The 15,003-nt window shown below is 74.0% G+C and carries 14 protein-coding genes and 1 riboswitch; of the genes, 9 read left to right on the plus strand and 5 right to left on the minus strand.

Going from position 1 to position 15,003, the window contains the following annotated elements; all coding sequences use genetic code 11:
• Positions 1-33 precede the first annotated feature (33 nt).
• From P8A18_RS07630 to P8A18_RS07650, 5 genes are all read left to right on the plus strand, one after another.
• Positions 34-834, plus strand: coding sequence for an ATP-binding cassette domain-containing protein (locus P8A18_RS07630; RefSeq protein ID WP_306060738.1), 801 nt, complete (start codon positions 34-36; stop codon positions 832-834).
• Positions 806-2,893, plus strand: a complete 2,088-nt coding sequence (locus P8A18_RS07635; RefSeq protein WP_306052936.1) for a YhgE/Pip domain-containing protein — start codon at positions 806-808, stop codon at positions 2,891-2,893. Before P8A18_RS07630 ends, P8A18_RS07635 begins: the two co-directional genes overlap by 29 nt.
• A 29-nt stretch (positions 2,894-2,922) precedes the next feature.
• Positions 2,923-3,534: a TetR/AcrR family transcriptional regulator gene (locus P8A18_RS07640; RefSeq protein WP_306052938.1), complete on the plus strand. Its 612-nt coding sequence runs from the start codon at positions 2,923-2,925 to the stop codon at positions 3,532-3,534.
• Between the two features lie 362 nt (positions 3,535-3,896).
• A complete protein-coding gene (locus tag P8A18_RS07645) occupies positions 3,897-4,511 on the plus strand; it encodes a DUF4126 domain-containing protein (RefSeq protein WP_306052940.1) in 615 nt (204 codons plus the stop codon).
• A 51-nt stretch (positions 4,512-4,562) separates the two neighbouring features.
• Positions 4,563-6,071 carry a phytoene desaturase family protein gene (locus P8A18_RS07650; protein WP_306052942.1) on the plus strand — a complete coding sequence of 503 codons (1,509 nt, stop codon included), beginning with the start codon at positions 4,563-4,565 and terminating at the stop codon, positions 6,069-6,071.
• Positions 6,072-6,090: 19 nt separating this feature from the next.
• Here P8A18_RS07650 and P8A18_RS07655 read toward each other — a convergent pair whose 3' ends face one another.
• The 5 genes from P8A18_RS07655 to P8A18_RS07675 all read right to left on the minus strand — a co-directional run bounded on the left by P8A18_RS07655 (position 6,091) and on the right by P8A18_RS07675 (position 10,519).
• Positions 6,091-7,002: a hypothetical protein gene (locus P8A18_RS07655; RefSeq protein WP_306052945.1), complete on the minus strand. Its 912-nt coding sequence runs from the start codon at positions 7,000-7,002 to the stop codon at positions 6,091-6,093.
• Between the two features lie 50 nt (positions 7,003-7,052).
• A complete protein-coding gene (gene metF, locus P8A18_RS07660) occupies positions 7,053-7,970 on the minus strand; it encodes a methylenetetrahydrofolate reductase [NAD(P)H] (RefSeq protein ID WP_306052947.1) in 918 nt (305 codons plus the stop codon).
• A gap of 128 nt (positions 7,971-8,098) precedes the next feature.
• On the minus strand, positions 8,099-8,752 hold the full coding sequence (thiE, locus tag P8A18_RS07665; RefSeq protein WP_306052949.1) for a thiamine phosphate synthase: 654 nt from the start codon (positions 8,750-8,752) through the stop codon (positions 8,099-8,101).
• Positions 8,753-8,857: 105 nt separating this feature from the next.
• The gene (locus P8A18_RS07670) at positions 8,858-9,223 is read right to left on the minus strand and encodes an Rv2175c family DNA-binding protein (protein ID WP_306052951.1); all 366 of its coding nucleotides are present in this window, start codon (positions 9,221-9,223) and stop codon (positions 8,858-8,860) included.
• A 66-nt stretch (positions 9,224-9,289) separates the two neighbouring features.
• The gene (locus tag P8A18_RS07675; protein ID WP_306052953.1) at positions 9,290-10,519 is read right to left on the minus strand and encodes an NAD(P)/FAD-dependent oxidoreductase; all 1,230 of its coding nucleotides are present in this window, start codon (positions 10,517-10,519) and stop codon (positions 9,290-9,292) included.
• 99 nt (positions 10,520-10,618) lie between these two features.
• A riboswitch (TPP riboswitch) is annotated at positions 10,619-10,730 on the plus strand.
• On the opposite strand from P8A18_RS07675, the gene thiO reads away from it, so the two are divergent.
• The 4 genes from thiO (at position 10,728) to pknB (ending at position 15,002) form a co-directional block, all read left to right on the plus strand.
• Positions 10,728-11,906, plus strand: coding sequence for a glycine oxidase ThiO (thiO, locus tag P8A18_RS07680; RefSeq protein WP_306052955.1), 1,179 nt, complete (start codon positions 10,728-10,730; stop codon positions 11,904-11,906). Its footprint overlaps the riboswitch before it by 3 nt.
• A complete protein-coding gene (gene thiS, locus P8A18_RS07685; protein WP_306052957.1) occupies positions 11,903-12,121 on the plus strand; it encodes a sulfur carrier protein ThiS in 219 nt (72 codons plus the stop codon). Before thiO ends, thiS begins: the two co-directional genes overlap by 4 nt.
• A gap of 2 nt (positions 12,122-12,123) precedes the next feature.
• Positions 12,124-12,918, plus strand: coding sequence for a thiazole synthase (locus tag P8A18_RS07690; RefSeq protein WP_306052959.1), 795 nt, complete (start codon positions 12,124-12,126; stop codon positions 12,916-12,918).
• A 137-nt stretch (positions 12,919-13,055) separates the two neighbouring features.
• Positions 13,056-15,002 (plus strand): Stk1 family PASTA domain-containing Ser/Thr kinase, encoded by a 1,947-nt coding sequence (gene pknB, locus P8A18_RS07695; RefSeq protein WP_306060740.1) that lies wholly within the window; start codon positions 13,056-13,058, stop codon positions 15,000-15,002.
• Position 15,003: the final 1 nt, after the last annotated feature.

The raw sequence follows: 15,003 nt of genomic DNA on the forward strand, positions 1-15,003 counted from the left end.
GAGGGGAGGGGTTCCGTGGACAGGCCGAAGCAAGTGGACAGTCCGCACGGAGCAGCCGTCAGTGCCGAGGGCCTCGGGCTCGAAGGACCACGCGGCTGGGCCTTCCGCGATGTGACGTTCGACGCCGGGCCCGGCTCCCTGATCGCGGTCGAGGGCCCGTCCGGCTCCGGCCGCACCTGTCTCCTGCTCGCCCTCACCGGCCGTATGCGCCCCACCGAGGGCGAGGCCGGGACGGGGGGCCTCGCCCTGCCGCGCCGGGCGGCCGCCGTGCGCCGTATCGCGGCCCTGGGCCCGGTGCCCGGGGTCAGCGAGCTGGACCCGGCGTTCACGGTCGCCGAGCACCTGCGCGAGCGGGCCCTGCTCCAGCGCCGCTACGGCGGCCCCGTGCGCGCCCTGCTGCGGTCGCCCCGCGAGCGGACCGCCGCGGCGCGCGACCGGATCGACGCGGCCCTGGACGCCGCCGGACTCGACCCCGCCACGCTCCCGAAGGCCGAGCGGACCGCCGTACGGGACCTGGAGCGGCTGGAGGCGCTGCGGCTCTCCGTCGCCCTCGCGCTGATCGGCCGGCCCCGGCTGCTCGCGGTGGACGACGCCGACCTCAAGCTGTCCGGCGCCGAGCGGGCCGAGGCCTGGCGGCTGCTGCGTTCCGTGGCCGGAGCGGGGACGACCGTGCTGGCCGTCTGCAGCGAGGCTCCCGAGGGCGCCGTCACCGTACGCACGGGCACCGCTTCCGGCACCACCGACGCCGGGGGACCGGCGAAGACCGGGGAATCCGGCACGACCACGCACGAGGAGGGGGCGGCCGATGCGTTCGCCGAGACTGGCCACGCTTGAGCTGAGGCGCTTCGGCAGGGGGCGGCTGCCGCGCGCGGCCCTCGCCGCGCTCCTCCTGCTCCCGCTGCTCTACGGCGCCCTGTACCTGTGGTCCTTCTGGGACCCGTACGGCCGCCTGGACCGCATCCCGGTCGCCCTGGTCAACGACGACAAGGGCGCCACCGCCGACGGCGAGCGCATCACCGCGGGCGACGAGATCACCGGCAAGCTGCTCGACTCCAAGGTCTTCGCCTGGCACGAGGTCTCCGCCGCCGAGGCGGACAAGGGCGTCGAGGACGGCACGTACTACCTCTCGCTGCGCATGCCCGCCGACTTCAGCGAGCGCATCGCCTCCAGCGCGGGCGACTCCCCCGAGACCGGCGCGCTCCAGGTGCGTACCAACGACGCGAACAACTACATCGTCGGGCAGATCTCGCGGACGGTGTTCTCCGAGGTCCGCACGGCCGCCTCGGCCAACGCGTCGCGCGGGTTCCTGGACCGGATCTTCATCAGCTTCTCCGACCTGCACGACGAGACGGCGAAGGCCGCCAAGGGCGCCGCCGACCTCAGGAGCGGGATCGGCAAGGCGAAGAAGGGCTCCAAGGACCTCGCCGACGGGCTGGGTGACGCGAAGTCCGGCAGCAGCCGGCTGGCGGACGGCATCGTGAAGCTGGACAAGGGCGCGGGCGACCTGAAGACCGGCTCGCACCAGGTCGCCGACGGCACCCAGCTGCTCGCCGACAAGGTCAACGGGGTGGCCGCCGACGTACGCCCCTTCCTGAAGGACAACGGCAAGGCCATCGGGGACACCGCCCGGCTCGTCGCCGACTCCTCCAGGACCGTGCGGGACAACCTCGACCTGCTCGTGAAGGCCGCGCCCACCGCCGCGACCGCCGCGCACACCGCCGCCGACGACCTCACCGAGGTCCACCGCACCCAGTGCGAGGAGCAGCCGGACCCCGACCCCGCCGTGTGCCCGCCGCTGAAGCGCGCCGTGACGTCCGCGGCCGATGTCGCGGCCGTGGCCGACGACGTGAACGCCCTCGTCGAGAACCAGAACGGGGACCTCAAGCAGCTGCGCACCCAGCTGACCACCCTGGAGAAGCAGGCGAAGGCCCTCGCCGCGCGTTCCCCGCATCTGGACGAGGACCTCGAAGCCGCCGTCAAGAAGGTCAACGCGCTCAACACCGGCGCCCACAAGGTCGCCAAGGGCGCGGCCCAGCTGCACACCGGGCTGGCCACGGCCAGGACCGGTTCGGCCGACCTGAAGACCGGCGTCGGCAAGCTCGACAAGGGCGCGACCGACCTGGACAAGGGGATGGTCCGGCTCAGCGACGGTTCCGCCACGCTCGCCCAGGGCCTCGGCGACGGCGTCGGCAGGATCCCCGACTACGACAAGAAGGACCGCGACGCCCGTACGGAGGTCATGGCCGACCCCGTGCGGCTGGCCTCCCAGTCGCTGCACTCCGCCCCCAACTACGGCACGGGCTTCGCGCCCTACTTCATCCCGCTCTCGCTCTGGGTCGGCGCGATGGTGGCGTACATGCTGATCCAGCCGCTCAGCAGGCGCGCCCTGGCCGCCGGGGCACCGGCCCGGCGGATCGCGCTGGCGGGCTGGCTGCCGGTGGCCGCGATCGGGCTGCTCCAGGTGGCCGCGCTGATGACCGTCCTGTACTTCGGGCCGGGCCTGCGGATGGCGCACACCGCCGGGACGCTCGGATTCCTGGCCCTGGTCACCTGCTGCTTCGCGGCGATCGTGCAGTGGCTGAACGCCTGCTTCGGAGCGGCGGGGCGCATCCTCGTGCTCGCGCTGCTGATGCTCCAGCTGACCTCGGCGGGCGGCACGTACCCCGTACAGACCAGTCCGGGCTTCTTCAACGCGATCCACCCCTACCTGCCGATGAGCTACGTCGTCGAGGGGCTGCGCCGGCTGATCACAGGCGGCGGACCGGGCCCCGTCTGGCAGGGCTGCGCGGTCCTCGTGGCCTTCACCGCCGGGGCGCTCGCGCTGACCTCGCTGACCGCGCGCCGCAAGCAGATGTGGACGCTGGAGCGGCTCCACCCGGAGCTGAGCCTGTGAGCGCACCGGGACCTGTGAGAATCGGAGGTATGGAAAGCAGTAGCAGCACGCGCCGCCAGGCCACCCGGCAGAAGCTCTACGAAGCGGCCGTCACCCTCATCGCCGAGAAGGGCTTCTCGGCGACCACGGTGGACGAGATCGCCGACCGCGCCGGGGTCGCGAAGGGCACGGTCTACTACAACTTCAAGAGCAAGACCGAACTGTTCGAGGAGTTGCTGCGCCACGGCGTCGGGCTGCTCACCGCGTCCCTGCGGACGGCGGCCGAGGAGACCGCCGCGCGCGGCGGCAGCCGGGTCGAGTCGCTGGACGCCATGATCCGGGCCGGCCTGGTCTTCATCGACCGCTATCCCGCCTTCACCCAGCTGTACGTGGCCGAGCTGTGGCGCACCAACCGCGCCTGGCAGTCCACCCTGCTGGTGGTGCGCCGCGACGCCGTCGCGGTGGTGGAGGGCGTGATCGCGGACGGCGTGGCGGGCGGTGAGCTGAGCGAGGAGATCGACGTGCCGCTGACGGCGGCGGCGCTGGTCGGCATGGTGCTGGTGGCGGCGCTGGACTGGCAGGCGTTCCAGCCGGAGCGCTCGATCGACGACGTGCACTCGGCGCTGTCCCTGCTGCTGCGCGGCCGCGTCAGCGGCCACTGAGCCCGCCGGCCGGCCACGACCGCGTACGCACGAAGGCGCCGGTCCGGCGTGGCCCGATGCTTCCGGGCCCGCCCGACCGGCGCCTTCCGTGCTGCCGGAGGACCATCCCCCGTGACCCCGTGTCCCCCGTGGTCCCGAGTCCTCCGCCGCGCACCCCCGTTCGGATGGGAGCGCCGCTCCGGTTCCGCCGCCCCGTGCCGGCGGGTACCGGGGCAGCGCCCCTTCCGTGCCGACCACTCTGCCTCTCGGGCGGGTCCCGGCCCATCCGTGCGGCTACTCATCCCGCCCGCTGAGTACGCGTACTCAGCTCCGGGCCTCCGCGCCCTGCCGCGCTGTCGGACCCCTTGGCTACGATCACGTCCGTGTCCGTACTCCCTCTGGTGTTCACAAGCGGCTGGGCGAGCGGGATCAACGCGTACGCGGTGGTCCTCCTGCTCGGCATTTTCGGCGCGACCGGTGTCAGCGACGAGGTGCCCGCCTCGCTCCAGCGCACCGACGTGCTCGTGGTCGTCGCGGTGCTCTTCCTCGTCGAGGTGGTCGCGGACAAGATCCCGTACGTGGACACGGTCTGGGACTCGGTGCACACCGTCGTCAGGCCGCTGGCGGGCGCGGTCGTCGCGGCCCTGCTGGCCGGTGAGAGCGGTTCGCTGCCGCAGATCGCGGCCGGGGCCATCGGGGGCTCCACCGCGCTGGTGAGCCATCTGGTGAAGGCCGGCACGAGGATGGCGGTCAACACCTCCCCCGAGCCGTTCAGCAACATCGCGCTGAGCGCGGTCGAGGACCTGGGCGTCGCGGGCGTCGTCACCTTCGCGATATTCCATCCGTGGATCGCGGCGGCCATCGCCGGGACGCTGCTCCTGTTCGGCCTGGTGATACTGGTCTTCCTGGCCTCCCGCATCCGCCGGTTCCTGCGCCGCAGGGCGCAGCGCCGCGAGGAGAAACGCCGGGCCCAGGCCGCCTTCCCGCCACCGGCCTGACGGCCGAGGCCGGCGGCCGGGCTGTCGGTGGCGGCCGTTAGGGTCGCAGCCATGGCACGAATTGCGGTGATCGGCGCCGGGATGGGCGCGATGGCGGCGGCGGCCCGGCTGGCCGTGGCAGGCCACCGGGTGACGGTGTACGAGCGGTCCGGGACGTACGGCGGCTCGCTCGGCCGGCATGCCGCCGAGGGCTTCACCTTCGACACCGGGCCCGGTCTGCTCCCGCTCCCCGCGGTCTACCGGGACCTGTTCGTGAAGACCGGCAAGGAGCCGCTGGAGCGGTGCGTCACGCTGGCCCAGGTCGACCCGGCGAGCCGTCATGTCTTCGCCGACGGCACCGCGGTGTCCCTGCCGAACGCGTCACGCGCCGGGACCGTCGCCGCCCTGGACGCCGCGCTCGGCGGCGGGGCGGGGGCGAAGTGGGGGGCGTTCCTCGACCGGGCCGGGGATGCCTGGGACCGCTCGCGCCGGCCGCTCCTGGAGGAGCCGCTGCGCCCCGACCGGCAGGTGCTGGCCCGCGATCCGTATCCGGCCGAGGAACGGCGGCGGCTGCTGCGCCCGGCCCGGCGGGCGGGGACGGTGGCGGAGATCGGCGCCTGGGAGCTGGCGGATGCCCGGCTGGCGGCCCTGCTCGACGGATACGCCCTCGGCTACGGCCTGGACCCGCTGCGCGCCCCGGCGAGCGCGGCACTGCTGCCGTACATGGAGGAGACGTTCGGCAGCTGGTACGTGGTGGGCGGCATGCGGGAGCTGGCGCGGGCGGTGTACGAGCGGTGCCTGGCGCGGAAGGTGGAGTTCGTCCTCGGCGCCGAGGTGGCCCGGGTCGTGGAGAAGGACGGCCGGGCGGCGGGCGTGGAGCTGGCGGACGGGACGGTCGCGGAGGCCGCCCATGTGGTGCTGGGTGCCCGGCCGAGGCCGGATCTGGTGCCGGGTCAGGAGCTGTGGGGTGAGGGCGGGGTGACGGTGCGTCCGGGGGGCTCCGGCTCCGGCCGTTTCGTGGTCCTGCTGGCGCTGCGCGGGGCCCGGCCCGCGGGCACGGTGCACCGGACGGTGGTGCACCCGGCGGACGGGGCGGCCGAGCGCGAGGCGGTGTTCGGGGGCCGGACCGCGGCGCATCCCACGGTGACCGTGCTGCGGCCCGACGACCCGTCGACCCGCCCCGACGAGGCGCACGAGGCGGTGACGCTGACGGCGACGGTCGCCCCGCACGGTCCGGTGGACTGGACGGACGAGTCGCTGCGGGCGCGGTACGCGGACACGCTGATCGACGCGGCGGACGCGGCCGTGCCCGGCCTGCGCGAGCGGGTGCTGCACAGCTGGGTGCGGACGCCCGCCGAGACCGCCGCGGACACGGGCGCGGAGGGCGGCGCCGTTCCCCCGCCCGCGCTGGCGGGTGCCGGGGGCGGGTTCCTGCACGCCGCGAACCGCACGCGGCTGCCGGGTCTGCTGCTGGCGGGCGGCTGGTCCCATCCGGGCGGCGGTCTGGCGCACGCGGGCATGTCCGGGGCGCTGGTCGCGGGGACCGTGGTCGAGGGGGACGGCTTCCGCGGGTCCCGGTGAGGTGCCGGCCGGCGGGCCGTCAGTAGCGGTACTGCTCGTTGTGGCCGGGGTCGTAGCCGTGCGGGTACGGGGCCGGCGGCTGGGCGGCGGGCTGCTCCGGCGGGTACTGCTCGCCCTCGCGCTGCTGCGGCACCCAGACACCGCCCGGCGGGGTCTCGGAGGCGTACGCGTCGGACTGCCCGTACGCCCCGGTGTGCTGCTGCTGGCCGCCGTAGGCGTCGTAGTTCCCGTAGCTGTCGTACGTGCCGTACTGCGGGGTGCCCGTGGTGGTGCCGATGTACGGGTCGGAGTAGGCGGCGTACTGCTGCCGGTCCGTGCCGTAGTCGTACTGCCCGGTCCCGGCGTAGGTGTCCTGGCCGGGGTAGGCGCCCTGGTCCTGGGGCTGGGGGGCCGGGTAGCCGGCGTAGGGGTCGTACGCGTCGTACTGCGGCGCGCCCTGGGGCTCCTGGGACTGCTGCTGCGGCTGGGGCTGTGATGGGGATTGGCCGGTGTAGACGCCGTACTGCCCGGTGTCCTCGGGCATCGGCTCCGGCTCGTAGACCGCGGCCGGGGACGGGGCGAACTGCGGGGCGGGAGGGGCGGCCGGGGCGTCGCCCTCGTACTCCGCTTCCAGGCCGGAGACCTCCAGCGTGGGCTTGCGGTCGCGTCCGCCGCGCCGGCGGCGGCTCTCCCCGGGTTTGCCCCCTATCGCCCAGCCGGTCGAGAAGCCCTTGCGGAACGAGAGCGTGACGTAGGTCTGGCCGGTGGCGAAGGCCACCGCGCCGAGGGCGATGACGGGCACGGACGGCACCAGGACGCCGATGACCACACCGAGGAAGCCGGTGAAGGCGAGCAGCCGCCAGCGCAGCCGCGCCTTGTACTGCAGCAGCACTTCGCCGAGCAGCCAAAGCGCGACGACACCGAACGCGATGTAGAGGACCGTCCAGCCCATGCCCGCCCCCTTCTACGGCCACCGCCCGGGATCATGGCGGGTACGGCCGGTCACGACTGCCTGTGCAGTCCGAGATTCTCGTGGATCTCAAGCGTCGCAGTCGAGTTGTTCAGCGTGATGAAGTGCAGTCCGGGCACACCCTCGGACAGCAGCTTCGCGCAGAACCGCGTTGCGAAGTCGATACCGATGGAGCGTACAGCGGCGGCGTCGTCCTTGACCGCGAGGATGCGCTCTTTCAGCTCCTCGGGCAGCTTCGCGTTGCTGAGCTGGGGGAATCTCTCCAATTGCCGGACGCTGGTGACGGGCATGACCTCGGGAATGATCGGGGTGTCGCAACCCGCGGCGACCACGCGGTCACGCAGCCGCAGATACGCGTCCGGGTCGAAGAACATCTGCGTGATCGCGTAGTCGGCGCCCGCGCGGCACTTGTCCACGAAATGCCGGACGTCGGTGTCCCAGTCGGTGGAGCGCGGGTGCCTCTCCGGGAACGCCGCGACGCCGACGCAGAAGTCGCCGGCCTCCTTGATCAGCCGGACCAGGTCCGCCGCGTACTTCACGCCCCGCGGGTGCTCGACCCACGGGCCCATCGGGTCGCCCGGCGGGTCCCCGCGCACGGCGAGGATGTTCCGGATGCCCGCGTCCGCGTACTGGCCGACCATGTTGCGCAGTTCGGCGACGGAGTGGTCGACCGCGGTGAGGTGGGCGACCGGGGTGAGCGTGGATTCGGCGGCGATGTCCTGGGTGGCCTTGACCGTCCCGGCACGGGTGGAGCCACCGGCCCCGTACGTGACGGAGACGAAGCTCGGCCCGACCGCCTCGACCCGGCGCAGCGCGTTCCACAGGTTGCGCTCGCCCTTCTCGGTCTTGGGCGCCCAGAACTCGAACGAGTACGAGGTCTCGCCGGTCGCGAGCATCTCACGCACGGTACGCGCGTGATCTGTCCTGGTGGAGGGTGTGCCAAGGGCCATACCGGCAGGTTAACCAGGGCGGAGCGACCCCCCAACCGAACCGGGGTCATTTGCCGGAATTGACTGATTCTTGTCCACCCTTCGGACAGATCTGTCCCAGAGTCGCTGTCCGGGCGGGAGCGTCCCGGTCAGGCTCCGGCGCGCTCACGGACCCTTCGTGCCAGCTCAGCGGCGGCCGCGCCCGGGTCGGACGCCTCGGTGAGCGCCCGTACGACGACGATCCGGCGCGCTCCGGCGTCCAGCACCTGGTCGAGGTTGTCCGCGTCGATCCCGCCGATGGCGAACCAGGGGCGGGCGGGGACGCGCGAGGCCGCGTAGCGCACGAGGTCCAGTCCGGGGGCGTGCCGGCCGGGCTTGGTGGGGGTGGGCCAGCAGGGGCCGGTGCAGAAGTAGTCGACGCCGGGCTCGGCGATGGCCGCGTCGACCTCGGACTCGGCGTGTGTGGAGCGGCCGATGACCACGTCCGGTCCGATGATCGCGCGGGCGGCGGGCACCGGGAGGTCGCCCTGGCCCAGGTGCAGCACGTCGGAGCCGATGGCGTGGGCGACGTCCGCCCGGTCGTTGACCGCGAGGAGCTTGCCGTGGCGCTCGCAGGCGTCGGCGAGGACCGCGAGGTGGTCGAGCTCCTCGGCCGCCTCCATGCCCTTGTCGCGCAGCTGGACGATGTCCACCCCGCCCGCGAGCACCGCGTCGAGGAACTCGGGAAGGTCGCCCTGGCGCCTGCGCGCGTCCGTGCACAGGTAGAGCCGGGCATCGGACAGCGCCGCGCGAGGCGTGGACATGGTGTGGTTCCCCCCGGGGAAGACGGTGACGGCGAAGCGGTGGTGCGGGCGCGGGAACGCGGGCCGCCCGTGCGGCGCGGCCCGCGTTCCCGGTACTGCGGTCGGTCAGACGGCGAGCGCCTGGGCGCGGCGCTTCACCTCCGTGCCGCGATTCTCACTCAGCGCCTGCGCGGGGGTGCCGGGCAGGGTCGGGTCGGGGGTGAAGAGCCATTCGAGCATCTCCTCGTCGGAGTAGCCGTCGTCCTTCAGGAGCGTCAGGGTCCCGGAGAGGCCCTTGACCACCCGGCTGTCGTCGATGAAGGCGGCGGGCACCTGGAGGGCCCGGTTCTCCCCACGGCGTACGGCGATGAGCTGGCCCTCCTTGACCAGCTGCCGCACACGCGTCACCTCGACATCGAGCATTTCGGCGATGTCGGGCAGGTAGAGCCAGGCGGGGACGAGTGCATCGATCTTTGCGTCAATCTCGGTCACGGGGACAAGCCTGCCATCCCGGACTGACAGCCGAAACCCGGACTCGGCCCTTCAGGGGCGCGCCCCTCACGGCAGCACCGCCGACTTCAGCGGTACGGACGGGTCGCCGGCCCGCTCCGCGTCGAGCCGGGCACCGGCCTCGATGAGCCGGCGCCCCTGGGCCAGGTCGCGCGGCCGGCCGACCGCGAGCACCGCGGCCAGGACGCCGTCGCGCAGCCAGCACACCGACCAGGCGGGCCCGGCCGGGTCGCCGCGCCACAGCAGGGTGTCGGCGTCCGCGTGGTGGCCCGCGTACTGGACGAACCGGCCGAACTGCTCGGACCAGAAGTAGGGCACCGGGTCGTAGGGCGGGATCTCCCCGGCGTCCTCGGCCGCGATGTGGGCGGCGGCGGTCCGGGGGCCCTGGAGGGCGTTGTCCCAGTGGTGGACGACCAGGCGGGTGCCGTAGCGGGCGGAGGGGAAGGAGGCGCAGTCGCCGACCGCGTACACATCGGGCTGCGAGGTGCGCAGCGCGGCGTCGGCGGTCACCGATCCCTCGGGGCCGAGCGCGATGCCGGAGCCGGCCAGCCAGCCCGTGGCGGGCCGGGCGCCGATGCCGACGACGACCGCGTCGGCGGCCAGGGTGCGGCCGTCGGCGAGGACCACCGCGCCGGGCTCGACGCGGGCCACCCGGGCCCCGGTGAGGAGCCGGGCGCCGCTCTGTTCGTACCAGTCGGCCATCGGGGCCGTGACCTCGGCGGGCAGGGCGCCGGCCAGGGGGCGGCCGGCGGCCTCGACGACGGTGACCGCGCAGCCGGCGGCACGGGCGGCGGTGGCGAATTCGGCGCCGATCCAGCCGGCGCCGACGACCACGACGGTGTGGCCCGCTTCGAGCACGGGGCGCAGCCGGGCCGCGTCGTCCAGGGTGCGCAGGAGGTGGACGCCGGGCATCCCGTCGGAGCCGGGCAGGGCGACGGGTTCGGCGCCGGTGGCGAGGACCAGGACGTCGTAGGGGACCGGGCCCTGCGAGGTGTCCAGTTCATGGGCGCCGGAGCGCACCCCGGTCACCTCGCAGCCCAGGCGCAGGGTGATGCCGAGCCCGTCGAAGTCGATGTCGAAGGCGGATTCCTCGGCCTTGCCGAGCAGCACCGCCTTGGACAGCGGGGGCCGGTCGTAGGGCTGGTGGGGTTCGGCGCCGATCAGGGTGACGGGGCCGGTGAAGCCCTGTTCCCGCAGGGCGACGGCGGTCTGCACGCCCGCCATGCCCGCACCGGCGATGACGACCCGGCGCTCCGTCCGCTGCTGTTGCTCGCTCACCTGTCCACCTTACGCATCTGACGGAACGTCAGGAAGGGGCGGCCGCATTCACCGCCCTCCCCGCCCGCTCCGTGGGTGAGGTCGTTAGGGTGGCCACGGTAAGACACTCGCGGGAGCCCGGACGCACCGGGCTGAGAGGGAGGCTGGCGGCCTCCGACCGTACGAACCTGATCCGGGTCATGCCGGCGAAGGGAGGGGCTGGACACCCATGGGCACTCATCGCACCGACGGGTCCGACGTCCTCGTCATCGGGGGCGGCGTCATCGGCCTGGTGACCGCCTGGCGGGCCGCGCAGCGCGGCCTGTCCACCGCGCTCGCCGATCCCGGACCGGGCGGCGGAGCGGCCCGGGTCGCGGCCGGAATGCTGGCCGCCGTCACCGAGCTGCACTACGGCGAGGAGACGCTGCTCGGGCTCAACCTCGCGTCGGCCCGGCGCTATCCGTCGTTCACGGCCGAGCTGGAGGCGGCGAGCGGGCAGGACATCGGCTTCCGCGCCTGCGGCACCCTGGCCGTCGCGCTGGACGCCGACGACCGCGCCCATCTGCGCGAACTCCACGAGCTGCAACGCCGCTCGGGGCTCGATTCGGAGTGGCTCACCGGGCGCGAGTGCCGCCGCCTGGAACCGATGCTCGCGCCCGGCGTGCGCGGGGGGCTGCGGGTGGACGGCGACCACCAGGTCGACCCGCGCCGGCTGGCCGCCGCGCTGCTGACGGCCTGCGAACGGGCCGGCGTGGTCTTCCACCGCCGCCGGGCCGACCGCCTCTCGGTGGTGGCGGGCCGGGCCGCCGGGGCCGTCCTGGACGACGGCACGGAGGCGGCGGCCGATCAGGTCGTGCTCGCGGCCGGCAGTCTCAGCGGCCGGCTCGCCGGGGTGCCCACCCATGTCCTGCCGCCGGTCCGCCCGGTGAAGGGCCAGGTGCTGCGGCTGACCGTACCCCCGGCGTACGCCCCCTTCCTCTCGCGCACCGTGCGGGCGGTGGTCCGGGGCAGCCACATCTACCTCGTGCCCCGCGAGAACGGCGAGCTGGTCGTCGGCGCCACCAGCGAGGAGATGGGCTGGGACACCACCGTGACGGCGGGCGGGGTGTACGAGCTGCTGCGCGACGCGCACGAGCTGGTGCCCGGCATCACCGAACTGCCGCTCACCGAGACCCGGGCCGGTCTGCGCCCCGCCTCCCCCGACAACGCCCCGCTGCTCGGCCGCACCGCGCTGCCCGGCCTCCACCTCGCCACCGGCCACCACCGCAACGGCGTGCTGCTCACCCCCGTCACCGGAGACGCCATGGCGTCGCTGCTGGCCGACGGCGCGCTGCCGGACGCGGTCCGCCCCTTCTCCCCCGGCCGATTCCCGCCTGCCGCACCCGTACCCCAGGAGCAGCCCGCATGACCCAGTCCACCCCGCTCACCGTGTCCGTGAACGGCGAGCCGGTCGCCGTCGCCGCCGGCACCACCCTGGACGCCCTCGTCGCGACGCTGACCGGCGCCCCGGCGGGGGTGGCGGCCGCGCTCAACGAGACCGTCGTACCGCGCGGCCAGTGGCCATCGGCCGCGCTCAGCGACGGCGACCGGGTCGAGGTCCTGACCGCGGTCCAGGGAGGCTGACCATGTCCGACGACACCTTCACCCTCGGCGGGAGCGACTTCGGCTCCCGGCTGATCATGGGAACGGGCGGGGCGCCCAGCCTGGACGTCCTGGAACGGTCCCTGACCGCGTCCGGCACCGAGCTGACCACGGTCGCGATGCGCCGCCTCGACCCGACCGTCCGGGGCTCCGTCCTCTCCGTACTGGAGAAGCTCGCCATCCGGGTGCTGCCGAACACGGCCGGCTGCTACACCGCGGGCGAGGCCGTGCTCACCGCCCGGCTGGCCCGCGAGGCGCTCGGGACGGACTGGATCAAGCTGGAGGTGGTGGCCGACGAGCGCACCCTGCTGCCCGACCCGGTCGAGCTGCTGGACGCCGCCGAGACGCTGGTCGACGACGGTTTCACGGTGCTGCCGTACACCAACGACGACCCGGTCCTGGCCCGGAAGCTGGAGGACGTGGGGTGCGCCGCGGTCATGCCGCTCGGCTCCCCGATCGGCTCGGGTCTGGGCATCCGCAACCCGCACAACTTCCAGCTGATCACCGAGCGGGCCCGGGTGCCGGTGATCCTGGACGCGGGCGCCGGGACCGCGTCGGACGTGGCGCTCGCCATGGAGCTCGGCTGCGCGGCCGTGATGCTCGCGTCGGCGGTGACCCGCGCCCAGGAGCCCGAGCTGATGGCCGCCGCGATGCGGCACGCGGTCCGGGGCGGACGCCTCGCGTACCGCGCCGGGCGCATCCCGCGCCGCCACTTCGCCGAGGCGTCGTCGCCGGTGGCCGGGCGTGCGGTGCTCGACCCGGAGCGGCCGGCGTTCTGACGTACGTCACCGGGCGGCGGCCGGAGCCCGTGATTCCGGCCGCCGCCCGCATGTCCCTGTCACGGCTCGGCTTCAGTACTGCGCCGGGTTCGCCCCGGACCGTCGGGCCTGTCCGTGGCGGCTCGTAGACTCGCATGGTGGATACGACCCTCCAGGACCCCCTCGTCGGGCAGCTGCTCGACGGCCGCTACCGCGTCGATGCCCGCATCGCCGTGGGCGGCATGGCCACGGTCTACCGGGCCATGGACACCCGGCTCGACCGGGTGCTCGCCCTCAAGGTGATGCACCCGGCGCTGGCGACCGATGCCTCGTTCGTCGAGCGCTTCATCCGCGAGGCCAAGTCGGTGGCGCTGCTCGCCCACCCCAACGTCGTCGCGGTCTTCGACCAGGGTGCCCAGGGGCAGTACGTCTACCTGGCGATGGAGTACGTCGCCGGGTGCACGCTGCGCGATGTGCTGAGCGAGCGCGGGGCGCTCCAGCCGCGGGCCGCGCTGGACGTGCTGGAGTCGGTGCTCGCGGCGCTCGGCGCGGCGCACCGGGCGGGTTTCGTGCACCGCGACATGAAGCCGGAGAACGTGCTCATCGGGGACGACGGCCGGGTCAAGGTCGCCGACTTCGGCCTGGTCAGGGCCGTGGACTCGGTGACGAACACCACCGGGACGATCCTCGGCACCGTCTCCTACCTCGCCCCCGAGCAGATCGAGCACGGCACGGCCGACACCCGCGCCGACGTGTACGCCTGCGGCGTCGTGCTGTACGAGATGCTGACCGGCGACAAGCCGCGTGACGGCGACTCGCCCGCCCAGATCATCTACCAGCACCTGAACGAGGACGTGGCGCCCCCGTCCGCCGCCGTCCCCGGGCTCGCCCCCGAACTGGACGAGCTGGTCGCGAGCGCCACCGCCCGCGACCCGGAGGTCCGTCCGTTCGACGCGGTGGCGCTGCTCGCCGCGACCCGCCGGGCGCGCGCCGCCCTCACCGACGAGCAGCTCGACGCCATACCCCCGCAGGCCCGCACCGGGGCGCGGGACTCCGCCGGGGCGGACGGGGACACGGAGAAGACCGACGCCCGCACGACGGTGCTCCCCCGGGTCCTCCCGAACGAACTGGGCACCGCCCACCACACCAGCCGGCTGGAGACGCCCCCGCCCCCGGAGCACCCGCTGCCGCCCCGCGGGACCGGGCTGCGCGGCGGCCCCCGGCGCGGCGTGATCGCGGCGGTCCTCGCGGTGCTGCTGGTCCTGGGCGTCGGCGGCGGCGTCTGGTACATCAACTCCGGGCAGTTCACCAAGGTCCCCTCACTGCTCGGCCAGACCGAGAAGACCGCCCGCCAGCGGCTCTCGGACAGCGGTCTCGACGTGAAGGGCGTCGATCGCGCCTACAGCGACACCGTCGACCGGGGCAAGGTGATCAGCAGCGATCCGAAGTCGGGCGCGCGGATCAGGGACAACGGCTCGGTGAAGCTGGTCGTCTCGCGCGGGCCCGAGATCGTGGAGGTGCCCGACGTCGAGGGCGTCGGCCTCGCCGACGCCAAGCGGCAGCTGACGAAGGCGGGCCTGCTCCCCGGCATGGTCACCAAGGAGTTCGACGACGACGTGCCGGCCGGTGAGGTGGTGCGTACGGACCCCGAGGCGGGCACCGAGCGCCACCCGGACTCGGCGGTCGCGATCGTCGTCTCCAAGGGCAGCCCCATCGACGTCCCCGACGTCACCGGGCTCTCCGTCGAGGACGCCACCGACGCGCTGGCCGACGAGGGGCTGAAGGCCGAGGTGGCGCCCGGCCGGGTGCACTCGCCCGAGGACAAGGGCGACATCGCCCGCCAGTCGCCGGCCGAGGGCACCGAGGCGGCCGAGGGCGACACCGTTACGCTGACGGTGTCCGACGGGCCCCGGATGATCGAGGTCCCGGACGTCGTCGGCAAGGACGTGGACGACGCCCGCGACGAGCTGGAGGCGGCCGGCTTCGAGGTCAAGGTCGACCGCGGGTTCCTCTCCTTCAGCGACAAGATCGCCGGCCAGTCCGTGCACGGCGGCGACACGGCCCCCGAGGGCAGCACCATCACCATCAAGACCAAGGGACTGTAGA

The organism is Streptomyces sp. Mut1, assembly GCF_030719295.1.
Taxonomy (GTDB): Bacteria; Actinomycetota; Actinomycetes; order Streptomycetales; family Streptomycetaceae; genus Streptomyces; species Streptomyces castrisilvae.

Excerpts from the sequence above, each read along its gene's own strand:
- P8A18_RS07635 (WP_306052936.1), top strand. The coding sequence starts at position 806 with ATGCGTTCGCCGAGACTGGCCACGCTTGAGCTGAGGCGCTTCGGCAGG.
- P8A18_RS07640 (WP_306052938.1), top strand. The coding sequence starts at position 2,923 with ATGGAAAGCAGTAGCAGCACGCGCCGCCAGGCCACCCGGCAGAAGCTC.
- P8A18_RS07650 (WP_306052942.1), top strand. The coding sequence starts at position 4,563 with ATGGCACGAATTGCGGTGATCGGCGCCGGGATGGGCGCGATGGCGGCG.
- P8A18_RS07655 (WP_306052945.1), bottom strand. The coding sequence starts at position 7,002 with ATGGGCTGGACGGTCCTCTACATCGCGTTCGGTGTCGTCGCGCTTTGG.
- metF (WP_306052947.1), bottom strand. The coding sequence starts at position 7,970 with ATGGCCCTTGGCACACCCTCCACCAGGACAGATCACGCGCGTACCGTG.
- thiE (WP_306052949.1), bottom strand. The coding sequence starts at position 8,752 with ATGTCCACGCCTCGCGCGGCGCTGTCCGATGCCCGGCTCTACCTGTGC.
- thiO (WP_306052955.1), top strand. The coding sequence starts at position 10,728 with ATGGGCACTCATCGCACCGACGGGTCCGACGTCCTCGTCATCGGGGGC.
- thiS (WP_306052957.1), top strand. The coding sequence starts at position 11,903 with ATGACCCAGTCCACCCCGCTCACCGTGTCCGTGAACGGCGAGCCGGTC.
- P8A18_RS07690 (WP_306052959.1), top strand. The coding sequence starts at position 12,124 with ATGTCCGACGACACCTTCACCCTCGGCGGGAGCGACTTCGGCTCCCGG.